This window comes from Brevundimonas sp. GCM10030266, from assembly GCF_042666595.1.
Classification (GTDB): domain Bacteria; phylum Pseudomonadota; class Alphaproteobacteria; order Caulobacterales; family Caulobacteraceae; genus Brevundimonas.
Window position 1 is genome coordinate 125,700 of the sequence record NZ_JBHTCY010000004.1, and the last position, 26,690, is coordinate 152,389.

Genomic DNA, 26,690 nt, shown 5'->3' on the forward strand with positions numbered 1-26,690 from the left:
AGAGCGGATGAAACAATCCGTGAAGCTGATCGCCGGCAATTGGAAAATGAACGGGCTGGGCGCGAGCCTGGCCGAGGTGGAGGCGCTGGACGCCGCCCTGAAATCCGAACCTGCGAACTGCCGGGTGGCCCTGTGCCCGCCGGCCACCCTGGTCGAACGTCTGGCGCGCGCCGCCGGTGACGGAGCGATCGAAGTGGGCGGGCAGGACTGCCGCGCCGAGACCTCGGGCGCCTATACCGGCGATGTGTCGGCGGCGATGCTTAAGGACGCAGGCGCCACCCTGGCGATCCTGGGCCACTCCGAGCGTCGTCAGGGCTATGGCGAGACCGATGCGCTGGTTCTCGCCAAGGCCGAGGCGGCGCTGGCCGCGGGTCTGTCGCCGATCATCTGTGTCGGCGAGACGCTTCAGGAGCGTGAAGCGGGGCGGGCCGTCGAGGTCGTGCGCGATCAGGTCATCCATTCCCTGCCGCTGGCCCTGGCCGGGCAGGCCTTCGCTGTCGCCTATGAGCCGGTCTGGGCCATCGGCACCGGCCTGACGCCGACGCTGGAGCAGATCGAGGAGGTGCATCGCGCTGTCCGCGCCGCGATGATCGAGCGTCTGGGGCTCGGCGTGGCGGAGCAACCGATCCTGTACGGCGGCTCGGTCAAGCCGGACAACGCCCGCGACATCCTGTCGACCCCCGAGGTCGGCGGCGCCCTCGTCGGCGGCGCCTCGCTGAAGGCGGCGGATTTCCTCGGCATCATCCGGGCCGTCTGATCGGTCTGCCTATTCCCTAGTCTTCTCCTTGGTGATAGACGCCGCCGCTTGATCGGCGCGGGTGCGCCACACATATCGGCCGTCATGCTCCAGATCATTCTCCTCGTCGCCATGATCCTCGTCTCGATCGCGCTGGCCGCGGTCGTGCTGCTCCAGCGCTCCGAAGGCGGCGCGCTGGGCATGGGCGGTGGTCCCTCGAACTTCATGAGCGCGCGTGGGGCAGGCAATCTGCTGACCAAGACGACCTGGGTGCTGGCCTCGCTGTTCTTCATCTGCGCCCTGTCGCTGACGATCCTGGGCAATGTCGAGCGGTCCAACCGATCGATCGTCGATGCCGACTCGATCGGTGATCTGGCCACGCCGCCGCCGTCCGCCCAGCAACAACAGCAGGCGCCGACCGCGGACCCGGCCGCTCCGGCCCAACCGACCGCGCCGTCGCTGCAGGATCTGGAGTCGAGCCTGAACTCGACCCCGGCCCAGCCCGCTCCGGCTCAATAAGGATGTGCGGGGACTTTATCCCCGCCTTCCTCTCCCGCCCTCAAAGTCTCCAGAACTGTCCGCCCGAATCGGCGGTAAGGTGATCTCCCATGGCCCGTTACGTGTTCATCACTGGCGGCGTGGTTTCCTCATTGGGAAAAGGCCTCGCTTCCGCCGCTCTCGGCGCGCTTCTGCAAGCGCGCGGCTACAAGGTTCGCCTTCGTAAGCTCGACCCCTATCTGAACGTCGATCCGGGCACGATGAGCCCGTATCAGCACGGCGAGGTCTTCGTGACCGACGACGGGGCCGAGACCGATCTCGACCTGGGCCACTACGAACGCTTCACCGGCGTCTCGGCGGCCAAGTCGGACAACATCACCACCGGCCGCATCTATTCGACCATCCTCGAGAAGGAGCGTCGCGGCGACTATCTGGGCGCGACGGTGCAGGTGATCCCGCACGTCACCGACCAGATCAAATCCTTCTGCCTCAGCCAGGCCCTGACCGATGACGGCGAGGACGTGGACTTCGTGCTGGTCGAGATCGGCGGCACGGTCGGCGACATCGAAGGCCTGCCGTTCTTCGAGGCGATCCGCCAGCTGGGCCAGGACCTGCCCCGCGGCCAGAGCTGCTTCGTCCACCTGACCCTGCTGCCGTTCATCAAGACGGCCGGCGAGATGAAGACCAAGCCGACCCAGCACTCGGTGAAGGAGCTGCGCTCCATCGGCATCCAGCCGGACATCCTGCTGTGCCGCTGCGAACAGCCGATCCCGGCCGACGAGAAGCGCAAGATCGGCCTGTTCTGCAACGTGCGCGAAAGCGGCGTCATCCAGGCGATGGATTCGGCCGACATCTACGCCGTGCCGCTGGATTATCACCGCGAGGGGCTGGACACCGAGGTGCTCGCCCACTTCGGCATGACCGACGCGCCGGCGCCGGACCTGTCGCGCTGGACCGACATCGTCGACCGCCGCCTGAATCCGGACGGCGAGGTCACCGTGGCCGTGGTCGGCAAGTACACGGTCCTCAAGGACGCCTACAAATCCCTGATCGAGGCCCTGCACCACGGCGGTGTGGCCAATCGGGTCAAGGTCAACATCGACTGGGTCGAGGCCGAGACTTTCGAGGGCGACCGCGACGCCTGCAACGCCCGCCTGCAGAACGCCCACGCCATTCTGGTGCCGGGCGGCTTCGGCGAGCGCGGCTCGGAAGGCAAGATCGAGGCGGCCCGCTTCGCCCGCGAGAATCGCATCCCGTATTTCGGCATCTGCTTCGGCATGCAGATGGCGGTGATCGAGGCGGCCCGGAACCTGGCTGGTTTCCCCAAGGCGTCCTCGACCGAGTTCGGCCCGACCAGCGAGCCGGTGGTCGGCCTGATGACCGAATGGACCCAGGGCAACCAGCGGGTGCTGCGTCAGCAAGGCGGCGATCTGGGCGGCACCATGCGTCTGGGCGCCTATGATTCGACGCTGAAGGCCGGGTCCAGGATCGCGGAGATGTACGGCGCGACCGACATCAGCGAACGGCACCGCCACCGCTATGAGGTGAACATCAACTACCGCGAGGCCATCGAGGATAAGGGCGGCCTGATCTTCGCCGGCCTGTCGCCGGACGGCGTCCTGCCCGAGACCGTCGAGCGTCCGGACCACCCTTGGTTCATCGGCGTGCAATACCATCCGGAGCTGAAGAGCCGGCCGTTCGCCCCGCACCCCCTGTTCGCCGGCTTCATCGAGGCGGCGCTGGTGCAGAGCCGACTGGTCTGATCGCGCTGAAATCCTGGAACGGAAGGCCCCGGCGGAAACGTCGGGGCCTTTTTCGTTTCAGTCGGCCAGCAAGGCCAGGAGGGCGAAGCTGGCCAGCCAGTGCTCCCCCATATAGTCGCCCGCGACATGGGGCAGGGCGGCGTCCAGATGGGCCGCGGCGGCCTTGCGGGCGATCACGGCGCGGATGTCGCCTTCGGGCAGGGCGGAGGCGATCTCCCGCCAGCACCAGGCCCGGCTCAGGTTCAGGCCGTCGAGGTGGGCGATCTTGCCGTCCGAACGGTCGGTGACCCGGGCAGGCGTGAACAGCGTCGCCGGCTTTTGCGAGCCCAGCCGGGGCAGGAAGATCCTGAACCAGTCCTGGAAGTCGTGCGCGTGCAGGAAGCGGCGCATCAGGGCCGCTTCCATCAGGGCGGGGGACAGGAAGTCGTCCTGCGACGGCTCCCAGGCCTGACAATCCCGATCCTCGGCGTGCCAGAGCAGCGCCTTGTCGCGACACAGGGCGGCCAGCACCGGATCGTTCGCCTCGGCCCAGTCCAGCGTCAGGCGCAGGGCGAAGGCGGTGTTGTAGTGGGTTCCCGCCCGGACCGGATAGGGAGCCAGCGGCAGGAAGGCGTGGAAGCGATCGGCGATGGCGCGGGCCAGGGGGCGCAGGGTCGCGGCGCGGCGCCGCCCGTCCTCGCTGTCGTGCCGATCCATCTCCGCGGCCAGCATCAGCAACCAGGCCCAGCCGTAGGGGCGCTCAAAGCCGCGACTGGACGGCTGTTCCAGATAGGCGACCTCGGCAGCCACGTTCTCCGGGGTGAACAACTCATTGGCCAGCGCCCAGATGCGCGGCGTCTCGGGGTTGTCCGGATAGAGGCGCTGCAGGGTGAACAGGGTCCACCAGCCGTGGACGCAGGAGTGCCAGTCGTAGCTGCCGAAGAAGATGGGGTGCAGGTCGCGGGGCGATTTCAGATCGCGCCGCCCGGTCAGGACGTGGTCCAGCCGGTTGGGATATTCCCGGGTGATGTGGCCCAGGGCGATCTGGGCGAATCGCGAGGCCGTGGCGGCGTCGAGGCGGCTCATCGACCGACGCCCAGAGGGCCGAAGATCCAGGTCATCCAGATGCCGATGGCCAGAAAGACGCCGAAGGCCAGCCGGTCGTCGCCCCGCAGCGGCGTCTTCAGCAACAGGCGCGCCGCGACGAGGCTGAGCCCCGAGGCCGCGGCCCAGAGCAGGACCGACGGCAGGCCCATCCAGCCGACCCAGGCGCCGCCCGCCGCCAGAAGGAAGGGGTCGCCGCCGCCAAGGCCGTCACGGCCCCTCAGTCTTCGGTAGGCGAAGGCCAGCAGCCACAGGGCGGCGAAGCCGACGGCGGCGCCGATGGCGGCGTTCAGCAATCCCGTTCCGTTCGGCAGGATGGCGGCGCCGATCCCGGCGGCCCCCAGCGGCAGCGTCAGTTGATCCGGCAGCCAGAAATGCTCGGCGTCCACCACCGCAATCAGCAGGAGCAGCCAGCCGAGGACCGCAGTCAGCAGGGCGGCCGAAACCGTCATCTGCGAGAGCGCGGCCCAGCATCCGATCCCCGCGCCGGCGAGGGCGAACGCGGCGTAGCGGATCGGCGCATGAGGGCGCGGGGCCGCTCCGGCCTCGGGCAGGCGCAGGCTGATGAGGGCCAAAAGAGGGCCGGCCAGCGCCCCGGCGATGGCGAAGGCGACTGTGACAGTGGTGTTGCTCACGACGCCTCCCACGCGTGGTTTCAGGGTCGGATAGGCGGCTGGTCCCGTCACGGCAAGACCAAAGGCCCGAGGCGCTTTGTGACGAAAATGGGGTGTCGGGATCGTCTTTCATCAAGGCGATACGACATCTTCATGTAAGCGCGCCGGAACCGTCACGCTCCAGCGGCCCCGCTGTCATATCCGGCTTCTAACCACGGGCAGGGCAGGCGGGGGACGGGCTTCGTCACGATCGGGCGCATGGGCGTTCGGTCTCACCTGCCGTGAGTTCCTTCGGACCAGACACGGTGAAAACGATGAACGGCTTCAAACTGACCACGCTCCTGGCCCTGTCGGCCAGCGCTCTCGCTCTGGCGGCCTGCGGCTCGTCTGAAGTGGCCTCGCCGGGCGAAGGCGACTTCGGCGGCGGCACCGGCCCCACCACGCCTCCGGTCACCCCGCCGGTCACGCCGGGCACCCCGGCTGCTGACTGCCCGACCGGCTTCGCCAACGTCGGCGTCGTCGCCAACGGCACCCTGCGCGCCTGCCAGCTGCCGACCACCATCACCGGCAACCTGACCGTTCCGCTGCGCGCCGGGACCGTCTACGCCATCTCGAACCGCACCCAGGTCGGCACCGACATGGGCGCCGATCCTTCGGCTCCGGTCGCCGGCAGCCAGCAAGGCATCCTGACCATCGAAGCGGGCGTCCGCCTGTACGGCTCGGCCGGCTCGGACTACCTGCTGGTCAACCGCGGCTCGCAGATCTTCGCTGAAGGCACCGCGACCAACCCGATCATCTTCACCAGCCGCGCCAACATCGACGGCACCACGACCGAGAGCTCGCAGGGGCAGTGGGGCGGCGTCGTCCTCGCCGGCCGCGCGCCGACGGCCGTCTGCCCGGTGGGCGTCACGGCTCCGAACGTGGCCTGCGTCGGCCAGATCGAAGGCACCAGCGCCAACTACGGCGGCAACACCGCCGGCGACAGCTCGGGCCGCCTGCGTTACGTCCAGATCCGCTACTCGGGCTTCGAAATCTCGCCGAACAACGAGCTGCAGGCCCTGACCCTGGCCGGCGTCGGCACCGGCACCACGGTTGAATACATCCAGGCCTACAACAGCTCGGACGACGGCATCGAAATCTTCGGCGGCACCGTCAACCTGCGCCACATCGTCATCAACGGCGCCGACGACGACGGCTTCGACGTCGACACCGGCTGGCAGGGCGGCGCCCAGTTCGGCATCATCACCCAGCGCGCGACGGCCGTGACCAACGGCAGCCGCGGCTTCGAGTGGTCGGCCGCTCCGTCGGGCACCACCTACTACACCCGCCCGCGCGTTTCGAACTGGACCATCGTCGGCCGCAACGCCGCCGTGGCCGCTGACGCCGTGCTGACGCTGAACACCGGCGTGAACCCGACAATCATCAACTCGGTGGTCACCAATCCGTCGACTTCGGCCGCGGCCTGCCTGGACATCGACGACGCCCAGACCGTCGCCAACAACCCGGTCTTCCGCTCGGTCTACTTCGCCTGCTCGCGTCCGTACGAGAACGACTCGAACGTCAACGCCGCGGCGACCGAGGCGGTGTTCATCACCGCGACCAACATCAACAACACTGCTGCCGGCACGTCGACCATGACGGCTCCGGCCGGCGCCACCCTGCAGGCCCAGAGCCTCGCCTTCATCAACGGCACGAACGAGAGCGCCGTGCCGGTGACTAACGCCCCGGCGGTCTACAGCTGGTTCCAGAACGTGACCTACATCGGCGCCGTGCAGAACGCCGCCGACACCTGGTTCACCGGCTGGACGTGCGGCCTGCAGGCCGGTTCGAGCTGCTGATGACGGAGGAGCGGGCGGCGACTTTCGGGTCGCCGCCCGCATCGCCGATCCCTTCCGTTGATTCCTTCGAGGCGCAGACCATGAAGACCGTGAAACTCTCCCTCGGCGGGCTGCTGCTCGCCACCACCGCCATGGTCGCGCCGGGCGTCGCCCTGGCCCAGACCGCGCCGACCACTCAGACGCCGGCCCAGCAGGCCGAGCCGCAGGTGGATCAGGGCGCCGAGCTGGGCGAAGTCGTCGTCCTCGGCCGCTATATTCCCCAGCCCAACCGCGAAAGCCCGGAGGTCGCCGCCTTCCTCACCGCCGAGGATCTGGAGCGCACCGGTGACGCCGACGCCGCCGGCGCCCTGGCCCGCGTGACGGGCCTGTCGGTCGTTGAGGGCCGCTTCATCTACGTGCGCGGTCTCGGCGAGCGCTATTCGTCGGCCCTGCTGAACGGTTCGCCTCTGCCCAGCCCGGAGCCGCTGCAACGCGTCGTTCCGCTGGACCTCTTCCCGTCGGAAATCCTGTCCGGCTTGACCGTCCAGAAGACCTATTCGGTCGCCTATCCGGGCGAGTTCGGCGGCGGTGTGGTCGATCTGCAGACGATCGATACCCCGGCCGAGCCGTTCTTCAGCATGCAGGCCTCGGTCAGCGGCAACACCGAGACCTCGGGCAAGGACGCGCTGATCTATTTCGGTTCGCGGACGGACTTCACCAGCTTCGACGACGGCACCCGCGACGTGCCGGGTCCGCTCCAGCTGGGCTTCGCCACCGGCCAGCGGATTTCCGCCGGCAACTTCAGCGCCAGCCAGTTGCGCCAGATGGGCCAGTCGCTGGTCAACGCGCCGCTGCGTCTGTTGCAGCGCGAGACCACGCCCGCCAACTTCGGCCTGCGCTTCACCGGCGGCACCAGCACCGAGACCAGCTTCGGCACCCTGGGCGGCGTCTTCGTCGCCTCCTATGACAACAGCTGGACCGGTCGCAACGGGATCCGTCAGTCGGGTCGTCTCGACGCCGGCCAGTTCGTGACCGCCAACGACTATGCGTTCCAGTCGAACCAGAACGACCTGACGCTGAACTTCCTCGGCGCCCTGAGCCTGACCAGCGACACCAGCACGCTGAAGTGGACCAACCTCTACGTCCGCAATGTCACGAAGGAAGCCCGTTCGGAGGCCGGCTTCGACGACGCCTCGGGCGGCCAGCGTCGCACCGACAACACCGAGTGGTTCGTTCGCCAACTGTACTCGACGCAGCTGACCGGCGAGCACAGCTTCGGCGCCACCGGCGAGTGGGAGTTCGACTGGCGTGCGGGCTACGCCCTGACGTCGCGCGATGCGCCGTATGAGACCCGCTTCGGCTATGGCCAGAACGTGGCCGGCGACTGGATCCACGATATCGAGACCAATGCGATCTCGTTCAGCGAACTGGACGACGACATCGTCTCGGCCGGCGCGGATCTGCACTACACCCTGCCGCTGTCGGATGCGCGTGAGGCCGTCTTCTCGGTCGGCGTCGCCTACTCGGACAACAACCGCGAGTCCGAGCAGCGCACCCTGCGCTTCATCGCTCCGAACGGTTTGAGCGCGGACCAGCTGGAGTCGCGTGTCGACTACCTGTTCTCGGACATCAACATCGGGCCGTACCTCCAGCTGGAGGAAATCACCGGCACCAACGGCGCGGCGGCCTTCGACGGTCAGCTGAAGACCATGGCCGCCTATGCGCAGGTCGCGGCGGAAGTCATTCCGCTGGTGAACCTGAACCTCGGCGTCCGCTTCGAGCAGGGCGAGCAAACGGTCACCCCGCGCGATCTGTTCGGCGGCACGACCGGCTTCCTGCCCACCGAGATCGACGAGAACTACGTCCTTCCGGCCGGAACCATCACCTGGAACTTCGCCGAGGACATGCAGCTTCGCTTCGGCGCCTCGAAGACCATCGGCCGTCCGCAGTTCCGTGAGCTGGCTCCGCAGCAGTACACGGATGTCGAAAGCGACCGAACCTTCATCGGCAACCCCTACCTGGTCGATACCGAGATCCTGAACCTGGATGCGCGCTGGGAATGGTATTTCGCCCGCGACCAGTTCGTGACCGCCGGCGTCTTCTACAAGGACCTCGACAAGCCCATCGAGTCGAGCGTCATCGATCAGGGCTCGTCGATCTCGCAGACCTTCCTCAACGCGCCGAACGCCACGATCATGGGCGCCGAGATCGAGGCGAAGAAGTATTTCGAGTTCGGCTCGGACATGGACTTCATCGCCAACAAGCGCTGGCTGGTCCAGGCCAACTACACCTGGTCGGACTCCGAGGTGAACGTGAAGGACGGTGACACCGTCATCACCCAGAACAGCCTCGGCGTGGCCCAGCCCGCTTCGTTCTACGTGATCGACGGCAGCCGTCTGCAGGGCCAGTCCGAGCACGTCGCCAACGTGCAACTGGGCTGGGAAGACGACACCGCGCGCTCGCAGGCGACCCTGATCGCCAACTATGTGTCGGAGCGCACCTCGGCCCGCGGCCGTCCGGGCGAGCCGGACCTGATCCAGGAGCCGGGCATCTCGCTCGACTTCGTCTTCCGCAAGGACTTCGACTATGCGGGTCGCGAGTACGGCTTCGCCGTCCAGCTGCGCAACCTGCTGGGCGAGGAGTTCCTGGAATACCAGGAGCAGGGCGGCAACCGGGTGATCATCAACGGCTACGACCTGGGCACCAGCGGCTCGGTCAGCCTGACCGCCCGCTTCTGATCCTGACGACAGAATGGGACCGACTCCATCCGGAGTCGGTCCTTTTTCTTTGCTGCGCTTCCATGACAACCTGTCCGCAGGCGGCGGGTTTGTCACGCTTGGTTCTCGGGGTCTTCATTTAGCCGTGAAGCCCGAACCCGGACGATTGGTCTAGGGACGTTTTCGGGCCGTCGGGGCCCTTTTCGGGCGTCCTTCCGTGATGGCTGTTCTTCGCAACTGGACTTCGTCCGCCCGCGCCTTCGCGCAGGACGTGGCGTCCCGGCCCGTCCGGCTGCGGCCCTTCCTTGAAGGCGTGCTGGTCGCGGTCCTGCTGGTTCAGGGCGGGCGTCTGGTCTGGCTGTTCGTCCAGCCGTCCGCATCCGTTTCCGTCGATGCGCCCGTCGCGAGCCGTCCCGCCGACACCTCCATCTTCCAGCGCTTCGACGCCTTCTTCCGCACCGGCGGCCAGTCGAGCATGGCCGAGGACACCGCGACGGGCAGCAGCCAGATGCGGCTGTTCGGCATTCGCGCCGATGGCGTCGGCGGCGGCTCGGCCATCATCGGGATGGCGGACGGACGTCAGGTCTCGGTCGGGGTCGGCGAGGAGGTCGAGCCGGGTCTGACCCTGCAGTCGGTCGGGCCGGATCATGTCGTCCTGTCGCGCAACGGCGCCCTGAGCCGCATGATTTTCGCGGACGCTCCCATGGGCGCTGCGCCGCCTCCGCCGCCGCCGACCGGCGATCAGGTCGTGGCCCCGCCCGCGCCCGCATCAGCACCCGCGCCGGCTCCCGCCGTCGCCGTCGTCGATCCGGCCCAGTTGATGGGGCAGGCCTCGCTGCGCCCCCGGATGCGCGGGCTGGCCGTGAACGGCTTCACCGTCAATGCGTCCGGCGAGGCGCCGGCCCTCAGCGCCGCGGGCCTGCAGGCGGGGGACGTCATCCTGGCCGTCAACGGCATCGAACTGAACAGCGCCGGTCGGATCGCCGATCTGCGCCGCAATCTCGCGACCGCGCCCTCCGCCGAAATCCGCTTCGAGCGGGGCGGGCAGGCGCGCACCACCACCATAAGGACCGCCCGGTGACCCGCATCAGCCGCAACGCCGTCTGCGCCGTTCTGGCCGGACTGATGATCGCCCAGGGGCCGCTGGCCGCCGCGCCGGCGCTGGCCCAGGCCAGTGCGCGCCAGACCCTGAACGTGCAGGGCGCCGACATCCGCGCCTTCATCCAGGACGTGGCCCGGATGACTGGTCGGACCTTCATCGTCGACCCGGCGGTGACCGGCACGGTGACGGTCACCAGCGAGCGCCCGCTGTCCCGCTCGGAGCTGTTCGAGGTCTTCCTGTCGACCCTGCGGGCCAACGGTCTGGTCGTCACCCAGACCGGCTCGGGCGCCTATCGCATCAGCCCGGCGCAGGGCGCGGCGCAGGGGCCGACCACGGTGGGCGGCGAACGCTTCACCACCGAAGTCTTCCAACTGCGTAACATCGACGCCGCCTCGGCCGCCGAGACCATTCGCCCGCTCGTCGGCGCGCAGGGGCAGGTGCTGGCCAATCCGGGCGGCAACAGCGTCGTCGTCGCCGATTTCGCCGACAACCTGTCGCGTATCCGGGCGCTGGTCGCCCGTATCGACGTGGACCGGTCCAGTTTCGAGGTCGTGACGCTGGAGAACTCCTCGGCGCGCGAGATCGCCGCCGTCCTGCAGTCGGTCCTGACGCCGCCGGGCGGCCAGCCGGGGCAGGGGATGGTGTCGGTGACGCCGGTCGACAGCTCCAATTCCATCGTCCTGCGGGGCGACCCCGCCGCGGTCGCCCGGGTGCGTCCGCTGGTCGAGGATCTCGACCGTCGCGCCCGCTCGGCTGACGATGTGCAGGTCATCTTCCTGCAGCACGCCAACGCCGAGCAACTCCTGCCGGTGCTGCAGCAGATCGTCGGCCAGCCCATTACGCCGGCGCAGGCCAATGCGACCCCGGCTGCGACGACGGGCGGCGAGGGCGCGGCGGCTGTCGCCAGCGCTTCGGCCGTGGCGCCCGCCGCGCCCGGCCAGCGCGCCACCATCGCCCGCTTCCCCGGCGCCAACGCCCTGGTCATTTCCGCGTCGGCCGACACCCAACGCATGCTGGCCGAGGTGATCCGCCAACTGGACCAGCGCCGCCAGCAGGTGCTGATCGAGGCTGTGGTGGTCGAACTCAGCGATACCGCCGTGCGCGAGCTGGGCGTTCAGTGGCTGCTGGCCGGGGAGGACGGCGCGCCGATCGGCCTGACCAACTACAGCAACAGCGCCACGCCCCTGCTGCCCATCGTCGGCGGCGCGGCGGCCAGCCAGCTGGATGAGGACGATCCACTGCGCGAGCAGCTGCAGAACCTCGCCCTCAACTCCCTGCTCGGCGCCAACGGCTTCGTCGGCGGCGGAGGCGGGACCATCGGGGACGGCCTGTTCGGCTTCATCATCAATGCGGCCAAGACGGACAGCGGCTCCAACCTGCTGCAGACCCCGTCCCTGATGACCCTCGACAATGAGGAAGCGACCATCCTCGTGGGTCAGGAGGTGCCGATCACCACCGGCGAGGCCCTGCTGGACGGCAACTCCAATCCCTTCCGCACGACCCAGCGGCAGGACGTGGGCGTGAAACTGGTGGTCCGGCCGCAGATCAACGCGGGCGGCTCGATCACCCTGCACCTGCGACAGGAGGTGTCGAGCATCAACGGGGTGCTGACCGCCTCCAGCAACGATCTGGTGCTGAACAAGCGCGAGCTGGAGACCACGCTGGTGGTCGATGACGGCGACATCGCCGTGGCCGGCGGCCTGCTGGACCAGAACGACCGTCTGGCCGTCGACAAGGTGCCGGGGCTCGGCGACATGCCGGTCATCGGCGGCCTGTTCCGCTCGACCAGCAACCAGCGCGGACGCACCAATCTGATGGTCTTCCTGCGTCCGACCATCGTGCGCTCGACCGCCGACGCCCAGCAGCTGGCCGCGGATCGCTGGGGCTATATGCGCAACCAGCAGCTGGCCAACGATCCGACGCGTGAGCCCAGCCTGGACGAGATGCTGCGCGACTATATGCGCGCCCAGCCGCCGGTCGCGCCGTCGCCGTCGCTGGTGCCGGGCGAGGTGGTGATCACGCCGCTGCCGCCGGCGGCGCCCGCCATCGCGCCGCAGGAGTGATCCGGTGATCACCCTGGTCAATCCGACGCTGCCCTACGGCTTCGCCAAGCGGCACGGCGTGATCCTGCTCGATGCGGGCGAGATCGCGGTCGTCGGCCTGCGCGAGGGCGCGGACCCGTCGGCGCTGATCGAGACCCGGCGCGCGCTGGGCCGCCCCTTGCGGATCGAGCCCCTGTCGCAGGCGGCCTTTGATCGGCAGTTGTCGGAAGTCTATGCGGGCGACCACCTGAACGCCGCCGACGGCGATGATCTGGCCATGCCCGGCGGGCTGGACGGTCTGATCGACGATATTCCCGCCGCCGCCGACCTTCTGGACACCGCCGATGATGCGCCTGTCATCCGCCTGATCAACGGCGTGATCGCCGAGGCCGTGCGCACCGGGGCTTCCGACATTCACCTCGAGCCGTTCGAGAGCGCCCTGATCGTGCGGATGCGGGTGGACGGCGTGCTGCGCGAGGCCCTGACGCTGAGCCCGCGCATCACCCCGCTGCTGGTCTCGCGGATCAAGGTCATGGCGCGGCTGGATATCGCCGAGAAGCGGGTGCCGCAGGACGGGCGCATTCCGCTGGCGCTGGGCGGCAAAACGCTGGACGTGCGGGTCTCGACCCTGCCGTCGCGGGCGGGTGAACGGGTCGTGCTGCGCATCCTCGACAAGGATCAGGCGGGGCTGTCGCTGGAGCAGCTGGGCATGGCCCCGGACGCGCTGGAGGCTTTCCGCGCCGCGCTGAAGGAGCCGAACGGCATCATCCTGGTCACCGGGCCGACCGGCTCGGGCAAGACGACCTCGCTATATGCGGGCCTCAGCCTGCTGAACGACGCCACGCGCAACATCCTGACGGTCGAGGACCCGGTCGAATACGCCATCGACGGCATCGGCCAGACGCAGGTGAACACCAAAGTCGGCATGACCTTCGCCGCGGGACTGCGGGCCATCCTGCGTCAGGACCCGGACGTGGTCATGGTCGGGGAAATCCGCGACGTGGAGACGGCGGGGATCGCCGTCCAGGCCTCGCTGACCGGCCATCTGGTGCTGTCGACCGTCCACACCAATGACGCGGTCGGAGCGATCACCCGTCTGCGCGACATGGGGATCGAGCCCTTCCTGCTGGCCTCGACCCTGCGGCTGATCGTGGCCCAGCGGCTGGTGCGCCGCCTGTGCAGCGAGTGCCGCACCGCCGAGCCCGCCGACAAGGCGACCGCGAAACTGGCCGGGATCAAGAAGGGCGACATTGTCTGGCGGCCCCACGGCTGCCCCCACTGCCAGAACACCGGCTATGTCGGCCGGGTCGGCCTGTATGAGACCATCCGCGTCGATGACGCCGTGCGCCGTCTGATCGCGTCGGAAGCGGGGGAGGAGGCCATCGCCGCCGCCGCCTTCGCCACCGCCGGGACGCTGAGCCAGCGGGCGCGCGATCTGGTCCTGTCCGGCGTCACCTCGGTCGAGGAAGCGGTGCGCGTCACCCGTCAGGAGACCAGCGAGGCGCATGAGCCGGTCGCCGGCGAGGTAGCGGCCTGATGGCGAGCTTCGACTATGTGGCGGTGGACGCGGGCGGACGCACGGTCTCCGGTGCGGTAATCGCCGCGGACGAGGCCGCCGCGCACGCGGCGCTGGGCAAGCGGCGGCTGATGCCGCTGGAGATCCTGCCCGCGCGAACCGGCGCCGCCCGCACTGCTGCGCCGTCAGCGAAGGGCGCGAAGCTGGACGCCCGCACTCTGGCCCTGACCACGCGTCAGCTGGCGACCCTTGTCTCGGTCAGCCCGCTGGAGGAGGCCCTGCGCACCATCGCCCTGCAGGCCGATCGCCCCGCCGTGCGCCGGGTACTGGAAGGCGTCCACGCGGGCGTGCTGGAGGGGCGCCGCCTGTCGGACGCCATGGGCCTGCAGGGACAGGCCTTCCCGCCGTTGTATCGCGCCATGGTCTCCGCAGGCGAGCAGTCGGGCGCGCTGCAGCCCATTCTGGAGCGGCTCGCGGACGGCCTTGAACGCGACCAGCAGGTGCGCGGCAAGGTGATCACGGCGCTGGTCTATCCGGCCGTGCTGGCCGTGGTGGCGCTGGGCGTCATCATCGCCCTGATGGCCTTCGTCGTTCCGAAGGTGGTCGACCAGTTCGACAGCATGAACCAGACCCTGCCCCTGCTGACGCGGGTGGTGATCGGCGTGTCCAACGGCATGCGCGACTGGGGCTGGCTGATGATCCTGCTGCTGGCGCTGACGGTCGTGCTGGGCGCCGTCGCCCTGCGCAATCCGGCGATCCGGCTGAAGGCCGACAGCCTGCTGCTGAAGCTGCCCCTGATCGGCCGGCTGACCCGCGACCTGCACGGGGCCAAGATGGCGCGGACCCTGTCCACCATGCTGACCTCCGGCCTGCCGGTGCTTGAGGGACTGACCATCACCGCCCGCACCGTGTCGAACCGCCGCCTGCGTCAGGCGACCGAGACCATGGCCGAGGCGGTGCGCGAGGGCGGGGGGCTGTCCGCCGCCATGCGCCGCGCCGACGTCTTCCCGCCGATCCTCGTCTACATGACCGCCTCGGGCGAAAGCAGCGGGCGGCTGGAGCCGATGATGGAACGCGCCGCCGACTATCTGGAGCGCGAGTTCTCCACCTTCACCGCCGTGATGCTGAGCCTGCTGGAGCCGGCGATCATCGTGGTCATGGGCGGTGTCGTGGCGGTGATCGTACTGTCGATCCTGCTGCCCATCCTGCAGATCAACACCCTCGCTATGGGTTGAGGAGTAGCTTCGAGATGACTGAATCTGAGACGAAAATCGAACAGCGGCGCAAGCGTTCCGGTTTTACCTTGGTCGAGCTGATGGTGGTCATCGTGATCATCGGCCTGCTGGCCACGGTGGTGGTGATCAATGTCCTGCCGAGCCAGGACAAGGCCATGGTCGGCAAGGCGCGGGCGGATATCGCCACCCTGGAACAGGCCATCGAGACCTACCGCCTCGACAACCTGGCTTTCCCGGACAGCCTCGACGCGCTGGTGACCGCGCCGGCCGGTCTGGCCAATCCGGAACGCTATCGTCAGGGCGGCTACATCCGTCGCCTGCCGCAGGATCCGTGGGGCGCGGACTATCAGTTCAGCCGCCAGAGCCGTCACGGCGGCGCCTTCGACGTCTGGTCGTTCGGCGCCGACGGCCGCGAGGGGGGCGAGGGCAATGACGCCGACATCGGCAACTGGCGGTAAGACCCGTCAGGGCTTTACGCTCGTCGAGCTGCTGATGGTCGTGGCCATCATCGGACTGGCGGCGGGGGCTGTGGTCCTGACCCTGCCGGACCCCAGGCCGGCGGTGGCGACCGAGGCCGAGCGGTTCGCCGCCCGGCTGGTCCGTGCGCGCGAGGAAGCCATCCTGACCAACCGCTCCGTCGCCGTGGAGGCGAGTGCGAACGGTTATGCCTTCTCGACCTTCGACGGCCTGCAGTGGACGCCGCTGGGCGAAGGTCCGTTCCGGGCCGAGGACTGGAGCGAGGGCGCGACCGTGTCGCCCGCCGATCCCGCGGTGCGCGTCGTGTTTGATCCGTCCGGCGTGGCCGATCCCGCGACCCTGACCCTCGCCCGCGAAGGGCGCAGCCGGACCATCTCGGTCGACGGCGCCGGCGAGGTGCGCGTCGATGGCTGAGCGCGGCGGCTTCACCCTGGTCGAGATGCTTGTGGCCCTGGCGGTGTTCAGCCTGGCCGCGATGGCCTTGCTGAACCTGTCCGGTGAAAGCACCCGCTCGGCCCAGCGCGTGGAGACCCGCACCCTCGGCGGCATGGTCGCCGAGAATGTCGCCGTCGAGGCGGCCGTCGCCCCGGCGCTGGGGGAAGGCGAGACCACCGGCGCATCTGATCTGGGCGGCCGTCGCTGGCAGTGGACCCGCGCGATCGTCGCCACCGAGGATCCCGAACTGCTGCGCATCGACGTGCGCGTGCGCGATGAGGAAGGGCAGGCGGCCGAGCGCACCCTGTTCCGCAGGCGCAATCCATGAAGCGCGCCGGCTTCACCCTCGTGGAGGTGCTGATCGCCCTGCTGATCTTCGCCATGCTGGCGGCGGCTGGGGCGGCGGTGCTGGCGGTGACCGTGGACAACCGGTTCGCGGTCAAGGAACAGAGCGACCGCGTCGGCGACCTGCAGCGGATGCGCGCCCTGCTGCGGGCCGACATCGGTCAGGCGACGGGACGGCGGGCGCGCGGAACGACCGGCCGACCCGCGGCGCAGGCCATGATCGGGCCGATGACGGCGGCGGATCCCGTCCTGTGCCTGACCCGGGCGGGCTGGAGCAATCCCGGCGAGCGGGCGCGTCCCTCGCTTCAACGCGTTGAGTACCGACTGGTCGAGGACAGGCTCGAGCGTCGGGTCGCCGAACAACTGGACGGCGCGCGGCCCGGCCCGCCGCAGGTGCTGTATCGCGGCGTCCGCGATGTGACCGTCGCCTTCGTCCGGGACGGGGAGGCGGCGCCCGCCTTCACCTCCACGCCGGATCGTCCGCTGCCAGACGCGGTTCGGCTGACCATGACCCTGCAGGACTATGGCCGGGTCGAGCAGCTGTTTCTTGTCGGAGGCGGCCGATGAGCCGTCGCAAGGATCGAGAGGGCATGGCCCTGCTGACCGTCCTGCTGCTGGTCGCGGTGATGTCGGTGGTGGCGGTCGCCCTGCTGGATGACGTGCGCTTCTCGGTGCGCCGCGCGACCAATGCCGAGACGGGCGGTCAGGCCCAGTGGCTGGCCTCGGGCGCGGAGCTGATGGCCCGCAACCGCATCCGGCAGCTGATGCAGGCCAATCCCGCGCGGACGCCGCTGGAGCCCGAGTGGAATGGCCGGCGTCTGGACTTCCCCACCCAGACGGGCGTGATCAGCGTCACGGTCTCGGACGGTCAGGCCTGCTTCAATCTGAACAGCGTGGTGCTGGGCGTGGGCGAGGATCTGGTGGCCCGGCCCGAAGGCGCGGCCCAGTTTCGCGCGCTGGGGCGAGCCGTCGGCGTGCCGGACAGCCGGATGCGTGCTGTCGCGGACGCCCTGACCGACTGGCTGGACGCCGACAACGAGGCCCTGCCGCTGGGCGCCGAGGACGGCGCCTATGCGGGCCTGTCGACCCCCTATCGCACCGCCGGTGTGATGATGGTCGAGGTCAGCGAGCTGCGCGCGGTGAAGGGGGTGGATGAGGACATCTATCGCCGTCTGCGCCCCTATCTCTGCGCCCTGCCGACCAGCCAGCTGTCACCGTTGAACGTGAATACCCTGACGGCCGGTCAGGCCCCTCTGATCACCATGCTGACGCTCGGTCAGGTGACGCCGGAGCAGGCGCGCGCGGTGATCGCCCGGCGCCCCCGCGACGGCTGGCCGAACGGCGAGGCCTTCTGGGGCCAGCCGGGCCTGTCGAATTTCACTCCGGACGACGACACGCGCGCCCAGGCCGTCGTCCTGACCCGTTTCTTCCGCCTGAGGGTGGAGGTTGACCATGCCGGCGCCCGCGCCGTGCAAACCGCCCTGCTGGAGGCCCGTCCCGACGGCGCCGTCCGCACCGTCATCCAGCGCTGGACCCCTGAAGAATGAAGCCGACCCGTCTTGTCCTGATCCCGCCCCTGTCCGGGGAGCCGGCGCCCTATCTCCTGATCGGAGCGGGGGGCTATGTGCTGGAGCGCGGAACACTGGCCCTGGACGCGGTGGACCGCCCGGAGCCGATGCGCACCATCGCGGTCGCGCCCGGCGCCGACGTCCTGATCCGCTGGCTCGACCTGCCGCCGGGCAGCGCCGCCCAGCAGCGCACGGCGGCCCTGTGGGCGCTGAAGGAGGATCTGGCCGCCGCGCCGGACCGGTTGTCGGTGGCGCTGGGCCCGGTTCCGGTCGCAGGTGAGCCGCGCCTTGTGGCGGTGACGGCCCAGCCTCTGCTGGAGGCCTGGGGCGACTATCTGTCCGGGCTGGGGCTGCAGGCGGATGCACTGGTTCCGGACGTGCTGACCCTGGCCGAGCCGGAGGACGAAAGCCTGACGGCCGTGGCCTTCGGCGGCGCTATCGCCCTGAGAGGGCGCCGGTTCGCGGCCTCGGTTCAGCCGGATCTGGTCGATCTGGTGGCGCACGGGCGAGTGGTCGAGCCGGTGGATGATCCCGTCGCCGTCGAGCGCGCGCTGGTGCGGGCCGCCCTCAATCCGCCGCTCGATCTGACGCCCGTGCGGGCGCGGGAAAAGGCCGAGAGCCGTCGAGGCTGGCGGCGCGCGCTGGTCCTCGCCGCCGCCGTGCTCGTGTCGCCGCTGGTGCTGATGATCGCCGCCGCCGCGCGGGACGACATCGCCGCCGCCCGGGCGGACGATCAGGCCCTGAGCGAGATCGCGCGCGTCGATCCGGAACTGTCGCGGACGCCCGATCCTGTCGCCGCCCTGCGCGGGCGGGTGCGCGCCGCCCCGCCGCCGGGCGGCGTCATGGCCGCCACCGCAGCGTTGTTCGCCGCCGTTGAGGGGGTGACGGACGCCGAACTGGACATGCTGGTGGTTGATCCGGAGAACGGGATGAAGGCCGCTGTCACTCATCCCGACTACAGCGACGTGCAGACCATCGACGCCGCCATGCGCGCTTCGGGCCTGACCGTCACCGAGACCGGAACCGAGGACAACGCCGGTCGCGTCGTCAGCGACATCACGATCGGAGCCGCCCGATGAGCGCCCTTCTTTCCCGCGCCCACGGCTGGTGGGACGGCCGCACGGTGCGCGAGCGCCGGATGTTGATGGTCATGGCGGTCCTGGCTGCGGCCGTTCTGGTCTGGCTGGCGGTGGTCCGGCCGGTCCAGGCCTGGCAGGGCGAGGCGGCGGATCGCCGCATCGAGGCGGAGGCGACCCTGGCCGAGGTCCGGTCGGGCCTTCGGATCATCGCCCCGTCCGCCGCGCCACAGGCCGCCGCCGGCGGCGAGGGACTGGAGCCTCTGGTGCGCCGGACCGCCGGGGCCGCGGGGCTGAACGTGGTCACAACCATGGCCGCGGGCGGTGGTCTGGGCATCCAGATGTCGCAGGCTCCGGGACGTGAAACCTTCGCCTGGCTGGCCGGGCTGGAGGCGGATCACGGCGTGAAGGTGTGCAGTCTCGGCGTGATGGAGAACGCCGACGCCACCCTGAACATCGACGGCGCCCTGAGTCAGCAAGCCTGCTGACGCTGCCGTCCTGTTCCGTTATGGGACAGGTATCGGGGCGTATCAGTGCACAAGACAGAGCAATATCAATCGACGGCGAGCCGGGCCGCGCCCGTCGTCGGTCTGGGCACGGTGGTGGTGCTGGCGCTCGTCCAGTTCGCGGCCTTCGTGGATCGCGCCGTGCCCTCTGTGCTCGCGGCGCCGCTCAAGGCCAGCTTTGGGCTGTCGGATGCGCAGCTGGGCCTGCTGCAGGGGCCGGCCTTCGCCATCACCTATGCCGTGGTGATGCTGGCGGCGGGCCATTGGGCCAGACGGGTCGATCCCTTCCGGCTGATGGCCTTCTGCGTCGTGGTCTGGACCATCGGGGGCGTTATCTTCGCCCTGGCGAACACCTTCCCCCTGTTGATGGCGGGTCGGATGATGCTGGGAGTGGGGCAGGCGGCCTTCGCGCCGGCCGCCCTGATCGTTCTGGGCTCTCCCGGCGTGCTGATGGGACGCTCAAAGGCCCTGTCCCTGTTCACCAGCGGTTCGGCGTCGGGACGCAGCGGCGCCCTGTTCCTGGGCGGGTTCATCCTGTTCATGGTGGGAGGACAGACCGTATTCGGGCTGGAGCCCTGGCGCAGCGTCAGCCTGCTCCTCGTGGCGCCGAACGCCCTGCTGGTCGCCGGCCTGCTGCTGCTCTCGCGCCGGACAGGCGGATGGCCGTCCGAGGGCGCCTCCGGCCTGAACGATGCGCTCGGCTGGATGTTCGGGAAGGGGCGGGCGATCCTGAGCCTGTTCGTCGTCGGTTCCGGCTGTGTGCTGCTGGTTCAGGCGCTCGGCGCATGGATGCCCAGCTTGCTGGCGCGGGCGTTCGACCTGTCCGTCGCCCAGGCTGCGGTCACGGCCGGGGGGATCGTTCTGGTCTCCGCGCCGGCGGGGCATCTCACCGCCGGCTGGGTGCTAGCCCGTCCCGGAACGCGTCCGGCCAGGATCATCGCGGGGGGGCTTTTTCTGGCCTCGGCGGCGGTTCTCGGGCTGAATCTTGCGCCGTCCCCGGCCTTCGGGTTCGCGGCCCTGTGCGCGCTTGTCGCCGGGGGCGGGGTCGCCGCCGCGGGATCGCTGATCACCGTCCAGCCCCAGACGCCGGAGCGCCTGCGCGGCGCTGTAAATGCACTGTTTCTGGCGACCACGTCGATCGTCGGCGTCGGCGCCGGCCCGTGGATCACCGGCTGGCTGAGTGATCGGCAGTCCGACGGCGGCGGACTGGTGTCCGCGCTCACGCTCGTTGTGGTTGCGGTTTCAGTAATGGTGATTCCCCTCGCCCTGCTGGGGGGCAGCCGGTGGAAATCACCTGCCCATTCCCAAAACGGCACGGTTTGATCGCCGTTCGTTCCAGTGCGGGACTCTTTCGCCTGTTGAGCGAAATATCTAAGAACGTTGAAGAAAGTTTTGTCTTCCACAGCGATATACCCAATTTGGGAGGCGCTTAACGTCTTCTTAACTGCAACCTTCCTGTTCGCGATGCGCCGGCTCAATCGGGGCGCAGGGGGAAGACAACTTGCAACGGAACGAGCACGTAAATGTCGGCGGTGAGCCGGCGTGGGTGAGCCCCCGTGCCCGTCGTTCGGGCGCGCTGGTCGCCGCCATCACCCTGATCGCCGTCGTCGGCGGCGCCGGATCGGCCGCCGCCCAGGATGGATCGGTTGAGGTCGAGATTTCCGCCGTCATCCCCGAGCGGTGCGGGTTCGCGCCGTCGGCCGTGCCGCTGCTGCGGTCCGCTCCGGCCGACGTCGAGGTCGCCCAGACGTTCAGCGTCGCCCTGCCGCTGGACTGCAATACGCCCTTCGCCGTTGGCCTGGTCGCCGAGCGTGGCGCGCTGACCAACACGACCAGCGCGCCGGATCAGTCGGGCTACGCCTTCTCCAAGACCTACGGCGTCCGGGTCACCCTGGATACCAGTGCGGGCGCGGTCCAGAGTGAGCGCTGCCTGTCCAGCGACGTCGTCGCGGGCGGGACCTGCGACTTCGCGACCAGCATTCCGGGGCAGGGCCTGGAGTCGGGGCAGGGCATCGCCACGCCCGGCGCCGTCACCCTGACCATCGACTGGCCGGATCAGTCCGCCCTGACCCAGCGTCTCGCGGCCGGGGACTATTCCGACACCATCACCGTCGTCGTGGGAGCGCGCGCATGATCGCCCTCCGCCTCGACCGGGGCGCCGCGCGCGCCCTCAGCCATTCGGCGATCGCCAAGGCGACCGTCGAAATCCTCGGGGGGCGTTTTGCCTGCTCGACCACCACGCCGGGTCTCTCCGGCGGTCTCTTCCACACGGAGAACTAACCATGAAGCGTATCCTCTTCGCCGCGGCCTCGGTCGCCGCCTTCGCCATCGCCGGCACGGCTTCGGCCCAGTCGGACAGCCAATCGGTCGCCATCAACGGCACCGTCGCTCCCAAGTGCGGCGTGTCGGCCCAGTCGACCACCGTCTCGCTGGCCAGCGACCTGACCGATGCCGACGCCCGCGTCCGCACCGCCGTCACCACCGAGATCGCTGACGCCCTGAACGGCGCCCGCATCATCGCGTTCTGCAACGGCGTCAACAACTCGGTGACCGTCGAGCGTTCGGTCCTGGCCCGCACCGGCTCGACCGGCAACGGCCTGACGGAAGGCGGCTTCGCCCAGTTCATCCGTTACAACCTGGACGCCTCGATCAACGGTCTGGCCCTGGATTCGACCAGCACCGACGGCGCCTCGACCGTGGCCCAGCGCTTCGGCGGTCACATCAGCCTGAGCGACTCGAACACCCACGTTCGTTTCCAGCAAGCCGCCTCGGCCGGCGCCCCGCAACCCGCCACCGGCGGTTCGAGCGCCACCGCGACCAACTGGAACGCCGTCACCGACCGCAGGATCGCCGCCGGCGCCTACACCGGCTCGGTCAACGTGATCGTGGCCCCGGGCGCCTAAGCCTGACTGTGTCCCCGGGTCACCCGGGGACATCCCGCCGGACCGGTCCTTGCAAGGGGCCGGTCCGGTTTCTTTCTCACAGTTCGGGTCACGCTTATGTTCGCGGTTGCCGTCCGCCGCTTTGCCGGCGTTCTTCTTTCAGCTGCCATTCTGATCGGTTCGGGCATCCCCGCGACCGCCCTGAACGTGCAGCCCGTGATCATCGATCTGCTGTCGTCCGGCCGCCGGACGTCGACGGTGCTGACCCTGCAGAACACCTTCTCGACGACCGTTCCGGTGGAACTGGTCGCGCGCGAACTGACCATTGTGAACGGCGAACTGACCGAGACGGATGTCGAGGCCGAGGATCTGCTGATCTTCCCGGCCCAGGTGACGGTCCAGCCGGGCCAGTCCCAGGCCTTCCGCATCCAGTGGGTCGGCGATCCCGAGATCGCGGGCAGCAAGCATTATTTCGTGACGGTCGCCCAACTGCCGGTCGTCCTCCCCGAAAATCAGAACGCCATCCAGGTTCTGTACAATTTCAAGGTTCTGGTGAGCGTGGGCTCGCCCGCGACCCGGCCTGATCTGGCGGTTCGTTCGGCGACGATCGAAACCCGTGAGGATGGTTCGGGCTATCCGGTCCTGACCGTCGCCAACACCGGAACCACCTACGGCTATCTCGGCAAGAGCCGCCTGACCCTGATCCAGCGCGCGCCGAACGGCGACGAGATCTTCCGCGAAACCTGGGAGCCCGAGCAGCTGCAGCAGGTCATGGGGCTCGGCATTGTGCCCGTCGGCGCCGAGCGCCGCCTCCCGCTGAACATCCGTCTGGCGCAGCCCAACGGCACGGTCTCGGTCGAGTTCACGCCTGTGGAGGACCGCTAGTCCATGATGGAGGCTCTGCCACCGACCTGGGTCAATGAAGCCCCGGCCCTGTCGTCCGAGGTCATCCAGACCGCGCCGCGACGGGTCGAGGAGCGGCTAAACCCGTCCGGTCGGGACATTCCTCTGGGCGGACCGCTCAAGGACGGGGCGTTCATCCTCGGCGAGATTTCCTACACGCTGACCGCGGATGATCGCATCCTCATCGACGTGGATCCGCTGCTGGACCTGCTGCGTCCGGTTCTGTCTCCGGCGGCCTGGCAGGGTCTCGCCTCGGCAGTCGCCGGCCGGCGGCAGATTGAAGCCGGGGATCTGACCGCGCTCGGTTTTCCGGTCGCCTATGACCCCGGAACCTTCGGCCTGCAGATGGATATCAATCCGGACGCGCGCCCGCGGACCGCGATCAGCATCTCCGGGTCCCGCCAGAGGCAGAACGCCCCGGTCATCGCGCCCGCCAACGTCTCGGCCTATGTCACCGGCTTCCTGACCTCCGACTACGTCCACGTCGGTGACGACGTGGGCTTCGGCACCCCCAGCCTGCTGATCGACAGCGCTGTCCGGGTGCGCGGCTTCGTGCTGGAGAACGAGGCGACGATCGGCGAGGACTTCATCCGTGAAGGCACCCGGCTGGTCTATGACGACACGGCGCGCACCGCCCGCTGGACGCTGGGCGACCTGCGTCCGCAGTCGCGCGGCTTCTCCGGTTCTAGCGCCATGGCGGGTCTGTCGCTGGAGCGCGTCTATGCCGATCTGGAACCGCAGCGGAACATCCAGCCGCGCGGCCAGCGGTCGTTCACCCTGGTGCGCCCCTCGACGGTCGAGGTCTTCATCAACGGGCGTTCGGTCCAGCAGACCCGGCTGAACCCCGGTTCCTACGACGTCAGCGACTTCCCCTTCGCGCAAGGCAGCAACGACGTTCGCCTGGTGATCCGGGACGACACCGGCGTCGAAAGCGTCTTCTCCTTCTCGATCTTCTTCGATCGCAGTCTGCTGGCCGCCGGTCTCACCGAATTCGGCGTCTATGCCGGGGGGCTGACCGACTTCGGGCCCGACGGGCGCGAGTATACGAGCGAAGCCACGGCTTCGGGCTTCTTCCGCCGCGGCTTTACGGACTCTTTCACCGCCGGCGCCAATTTCCAGGCCAGCGGCCGCGGCGCCGTCGTGGGCGGCGAGACGGTCTGGGCCAGCCGCTGGGGCACCATCGGTCTGGATCTGGCGGTGTCGTCCATCGAGGATGTCGGCGAGGGCTATGCGCTGAATATCGGCTATGAGCGGGTGTTCGGCATCGATGACCCGAACGGCTCCCGCTCGCTGAGCGCGACCTTCCAGACGACCAGCGAAGACTTCGCCACGCCGGGCGTCGAGCTGGCGAACAATCCGTTCGAGTACGAAGCCGGCTTCACCTATTCGCAGTCGATCGGCAGCACGCAATATGTGACCGCTGACGTCTTCTACTCGGTCGGTCGGGATGACAACGAGGATCAGGCGTCGCTGCGCGCGGGCTACGGCTGGCGCGCCAGCAGCAAGGTGCTGTTAACTGCCGAGGCCGTCTATGAGGACCGTCGCGGCGAGTCCGAGGTCGGCCTGCGTGTCGGCCTGACCTATCGTCTGGGGCAGTACTCCAGCGTCACCGGCGAGATCGACACCCAGCGCGAGCGCGCCCGCCTCGGCTACCAGACGTCGCGGGGCCGTGGGGTGAACTCGTGGAGCGCGGCGGCGAACCTCGATACCTCCGAGACCGCCACCGGCGTGAACGGCTCCTTCACCAGCATCCTGAACCGCGCCGAAGTCGGTGGTTCCCACCTGACCTCGTTCGACAGCAACGGCGGCGAGATCGTCGATCAGCGGACCAGCCTGCGGGCCGGCGCTTCGCTGGTCTATGCGGACGGCCGCTTCGGCGTGTCGCGTCCGGTCTACGACAGCTTCGCCCTGTTCGACGGCCACAAGACGCTGAAGGGCGCCCAGATCTACGTCGAGCCGCGGGATGAGTATTACACCGCCCGTTCCGGCATGCTGGGCGGGGCCGTTACGCCCGAGCTCAGCGCCTATTCGCCGCGGACGATCACCTTCGACGTCCCTGACGCGCCGACGGGCTACGACATCGGTTCGGGCGCGGTGGAGGTCATGCCGCCGTACCGTTCGGGCTATCTGATCACCGTCGGCTCGGACTATTTCGTCTCGGCCAGCGGCCAGCTTCTGGGCGCGGACGGCAATCCCGCCTCGCTCAAGGTCGGCATGGCCTATGAGGTCAGCCAGCCGGATCGTCCGGGCGTGCGCATGTTCACCAACACCTCCGGCCGTTTCGCCGTCCAGGGGCTCCGCGCGGGTACGTGGAGAATCGTGGTTGGTACGGACGCCACTGAAACCTACCTGATTGAAATCCCTGCAAGCGCCGACGGCCTGGTTCGCCTGGGCGCTGTTTCGCCGGAGGCCGCCCGATGAAGTTCGCTGCCCTGTCCTGCGCGGCCGTCGTCGCGTTCGCCGTGGTCCCCGGGATCGCCCAGGCCGGCTGTGCCGGCTTCGAGAGCGTCAGCACCGGCATGTCGGTCGAGTACGATCCGTTCTCGGGCGCCCCGATCAGTCGGCCGTTCGAAATCCGGGTGCGTCGTCTCGACCCGTCGGCCACGGCGGTGCGCTTCCTGCTGGTCGATCCGGACCCGCAGGGCGGCCAGTCCCGCTTCGGCGCCGGTGGGCCGCGCGGCTATGATGTCGACTGGGCCAGGGACAGTTCGCGTCCGGTCTTCTTCCGCGGCGCGGAGCAGCCGAACAACACCAACGGCGCACTGGTCAGCTTCAAGCCCGGCCCGTCCGGCGATGTCGTCACCGAGACCTTCCGGCTGCAGGTGCCCGCCGGGCGTCCGGTCGCGGCCGGCGACTATTACGAGCCGCTCGAGGTCCGCTACGTCTGCTACTCGGGTGACGAGCGGCTGGACGCTCCGGAAGTCCAGCAGGCCGGTCGGGTCGCCCTGGATCTGGCGACGCCGGACATGATCTCGGCCTACATCGGCTCGGTCGGCATCCGCCGGGGCGAAATCAATCTTGGAACCCTGTCGGCCGACGGGCCGGCGGCGTCGGGACAGGTGATGATCACCGCCCAGGCGACGTCGCCCTATGAGGTCAGCATCGCGTCCAAACGTGGCGTCATGCGCCGCAGCGACGTGGACACCGCAGGCCTTCGCTACTCCATGCGTCTGGGCGGGTTGCCGGTTCAGCCCGGTTCGACCCTGGTGTGTGACCGGACGCAGGATCCTGGCGGCCGTGGTCATCCGCTGCAGGTGACGGTGCGCCCCGAAGACATCGCTTCGCAGCCCGCGGGCGCCTACAGCGATACGGTGACGGTCACCTTCGCCCCGCGCCTCAGCGCGACGGTGTCGGACAGTTGTTCAGTCTAGACGC

The 26,690-nt window shown here is 69.0% G+C and carries 25 protein-coding genes; 23 read left to right on the forward strand and 2 right to left on the reverse strand.

Annotation, left to right across the window (positions count from 1 at the left end; all coding sequences use genetic code 11):
* The first annotated feature begins 7 nt into the window (after positions 1-7).
* The 3 genes from tpiA (at position 8) to ACFQQC_RS12855 (ending at position 2,997) form a co-directional block, all read left to right on the forward strand.
* On the forward strand, positions 8-757 hold the full coding sequence (gene tpiA / locus ACFQQC_RS12845; protein WP_376862812.1) for a triose-phosphate isomerase: 750 nt from the start codon (positions 8-10) through the stop codon (positions 755-757).
* Positions 758-841: 84 nt separating this feature from the next.
* Entirely contained in the window at positions 842-1,255 is a 414-nt protein-coding gene (gene secG, locus ACFQQC_RS12850; protein ID WP_376862813.1) for a preprotein translocase subunit SecG, read from the forward strand.
* Between the two features lie 89 nt (positions 1,256-1,344).
* Positions 1,345-2,997: a CTP synthase gene (locus tag ACFQQC_RS12855; protein ID WP_376862815.1), complete on the forward strand. Its 1,653-nt coding sequence runs from the start codon at positions 1,345-1,347 to the stop codon at positions 2,995-2,997.
* Positions 2,998-3,054: 57 nt separating this feature from the next.
* On the opposite strand, the gene ACFQQC_RS12860 is transcribed toward ACFQQC_RS12855, so the two are convergent.
* Both ACFQQC_RS12860 and ACFQQC_RS12865 read right to left on the reverse strand, forming a co-directional pair.
* Positions 3,055-4,062 (reverse strand): DUF2891 domain-containing protein, encoded by a 1,008-nt coding sequence (locus tag ACFQQC_RS12860; protein ID WP_376862817.1) that lies wholly within the window; start codon positions 4,060-4,062, stop codon positions 3,055-3,057.
* Positions 4,059-4,715 carry a prepilin peptidase gene (locus ACFQQC_RS12865; protein WP_376862819.1) on the reverse strand — a complete coding sequence of 219 codons (657 nt, stop codon included), beginning with the start codon at positions 4,713-4,715 and terminating at the stop codon, positions 4,059-4,061. The genes ACFQQC_RS12860 and ACFQQC_RS12865 overlap by 4 nt, the downstream gene beginning before the upstream one ends.
* Before the next feature lie 293 nt (positions 4,716-5,008).
* Between ACFQQC_RS12865 and ACFQQC_RS12870 the strand changes: the two genes are divergently transcribed.
* From ACFQQC_RS12870 to ACFQQC_RS12965, 20 genes are all read left to right on the forward strand, one after another.
* Positions 5,009-6,532, forward strand: a complete 1,524-nt coding sequence (locus tag ACFQQC_RS12870) for a hypothetical protein (RefSeq protein WP_376862820.1) — start codon at positions 5,009-5,011, stop codon at positions 6,530-6,532.
* 80 nt (positions 6,533-6,612) lie between these two features.
* Positions 6,613-9,249, forward strand: a complete 2,637-nt coding sequence (locus tag ACFQQC_RS12875) for a TonB-dependent receptor domain-containing protein (protein WP_376862821.1) — start codon at positions 6,613-6,615, stop codon at positions 9,247-9,249.
* 199 nt (positions 9,250-9,448) lie between these two features.
* Positions 9,449-10,309: a type II secretion system protein N gene (locus ACFQQC_RS12880; protein WP_376863226.1), complete on the forward strand. Its 861-nt coding sequence runs from the start codon at positions 9,449-9,451 to the stop codon at positions 10,307-10,309.
* Between the two features lie 44 nt (positions 10,310-10,353).
* Positions 10,354-12,393 (forward strand): type II secretion system secretin GspD, encoded by a 2,040-nt coding sequence (gspD, locus tag ACFQQC_RS12885; protein WP_376863227.1) that lies wholly within the window; start codon positions 10,354-10,356, stop codon positions 12,391-12,393.
* A gap of 4 nt (positions 12,394-12,397) precedes the next feature.
* A complete protein-coding gene (gene gspE / locus ACFQQC_RS12890; RefSeq protein WP_376862822.1) occupies positions 12,398-13,909 on the forward strand; it encodes a type II secretion system ATPase GspE in 1,512 nt (503 codons plus the stop codon).
* Positions 13,909-15,123: a type II secretion system inner membrane protein GspF gene (gspF, locus tag ACFQQC_RS12895; RefSeq protein WP_376862823.1), complete on the forward strand. Its 1,215-nt coding sequence runs from the start codon at positions 13,909-13,911 to the stop codon at positions 15,121-15,123. The genes gspE and gspF overlap by 1 nt, the downstream gene beginning before the upstream one ends.
* Before the next feature lie 14 nt (positions 15,124-15,137).
* Positions 15,138-15,581, forward strand: a complete 444-nt coding sequence (gspG, locus tag ACFQQC_RS12900) for a type II secretion system major pseudopilin GspG (protein WP_376862824.1) — start codon at positions 15,138-15,140, stop codon at positions 15,579-15,581.
* Positions 15,553-16,014 carry a GspH/FimT family pseudopilin gene (locus ACFQQC_RS12905; protein WP_376862825.1) on the forward strand — a complete coding sequence of 154 codons (462 nt, stop codon included), beginning with the start codon at positions 15,553-15,555 and terminating at the stop codon, positions 16,012-16,014. Before gspG ends, ACFQQC_RS12905 begins: the two co-directional genes overlap by 29 nt.
* Complete coding sequence (gene gspI / locus ACFQQC_RS12910; RefSeq protein WP_376862826.1) at positions 16,007-16,363, forward strand: type II secretion system minor pseudopilin GspI; 357 nt, start codon at positions 16,007-16,009, stop codon at positions 16,361-16,363. The genes ACFQQC_RS12905 and gspI overlap by 8 nt, the downstream gene beginning before the upstream one ends.
* A complete protein-coding gene (gene gspJ, locus ACFQQC_RS12915) occupies positions 16,360-16,947 on the forward strand; it encodes a type II secretion system minor pseudopilin GspJ (protein WP_376862828.1) in 588 nt (195 codons plus the stop codon). The genes gspI and gspJ overlap by 4 nt, the downstream gene beginning before the upstream one ends.
* Complete coding sequence (gene gspK, locus ACFQQC_RS12920) at positions 16,944-17,927, forward strand: type II secretion system minor pseudopilin GspK (RefSeq protein WP_376862829.1); 984 nt, start codon at positions 16,944-16,946, stop codon at positions 17,925-17,927. Before gspJ ends, gspK begins: the two co-directional genes overlap by 4 nt.
* The gene (gene gspL / locus ACFQQC_RS12925; RefSeq protein WP_376862831.1) at positions 17,924-19,027 is read left to right on the forward strand and encodes a type II secretion system protein GspL; all 1,104 of its coding nucleotides are present in this window, start codon (positions 17,924-17,926) and stop codon (positions 19,025-19,027) included. Before gspK ends, gspL begins: the two co-directional genes overlap by 4 nt.
* A complete protein-coding gene (gene gspM / locus ACFQQC_RS12930; RefSeq protein WP_376862832.1) occupies positions 19,024-19,512 on the forward strand; it encodes a type II secretion system protein GspM in 489 nt (162 codons plus the stop codon). Before gspL ends, gspM begins: the two co-directional genes overlap by 4 nt.
* Positions 19,513-19,557: 45 nt before the next feature.
* Complete coding sequence (locus tag ACFQQC_RS12935) at positions 19,558-20,853, forward strand: MFS transporter (protein ID WP_376862833.1); 1,296 nt, start codon at positions 19,558-19,560, stop codon at positions 20,851-20,853.
* Between the two features lie 223 nt (positions 20,854-21,076).
* On the forward strand, positions 21,077-21,664 hold the full coding sequence (locus tag ACFQQC_RS12940) for a hypothetical protein (protein ID WP_376862834.1): 588 nt from the start codon (positions 21,077-21,079) through the stop codon (positions 21,662-21,664).
* Positions 21,661-21,810: a hypothetical protein gene (locus ACFQQC_RS12945; RefSeq protein ID WP_376862835.1), complete on the forward strand. Its 150-nt coding sequence runs from the start codon at positions 21,661-21,663 to the stop codon at positions 21,808-21,810. The genes ACFQQC_RS12940 and ACFQQC_RS12945 overlap by 4 nt, the downstream gene beginning before the upstream one ends.
* A gap of 2 nt (positions 21,811-21,812) precedes the next feature.
* Positions 21,813-22,433 (forward strand): hypothetical protein, encoded by a 621-nt coding sequence (locus tag ACFQQC_RS12950; RefSeq protein WP_376862836.1) that lies wholly within the window; start codon positions 21,813-21,815, stop codon positions 22,431-22,433.
* 96 nt (positions 22,434-22,529) lie between these two features.
* Positions 22,530-23,297: a hypothetical protein gene (locus ACFQQC_RS12955; RefSeq protein ID WP_376862837.1), complete on the forward strand. Its 768-nt coding sequence runs from the start codon at positions 22,530-22,532 to the stop codon at positions 23,295-23,297.
* A gap of 3 nt (positions 23,298-23,300) precedes the next feature.
* Complete coding sequence (locus tag ACFQQC_RS12960; protein WP_376862838.1) at positions 23,301-25,736, forward strand: fimbria/pilus outer membrane usher protein; 2,436 nt, start codon at positions 23,301-23,303, stop codon at positions 25,734-25,736.
* Positions 25,733-26,686, forward strand: a complete 954-nt coding sequence (locus tag ACFQQC_RS12965; protein ID WP_376862840.1) for a hypothetical protein — start codon at positions 25,733-25,735, stop codon at positions 26,684-26,686. The genes ACFQQC_RS12960 and ACFQQC_RS12965 overlap by 4 nt, the downstream gene beginning before the upstream one ends.
* Positions 26,687-26,690 lie beyond the last annotated feature (4 nt).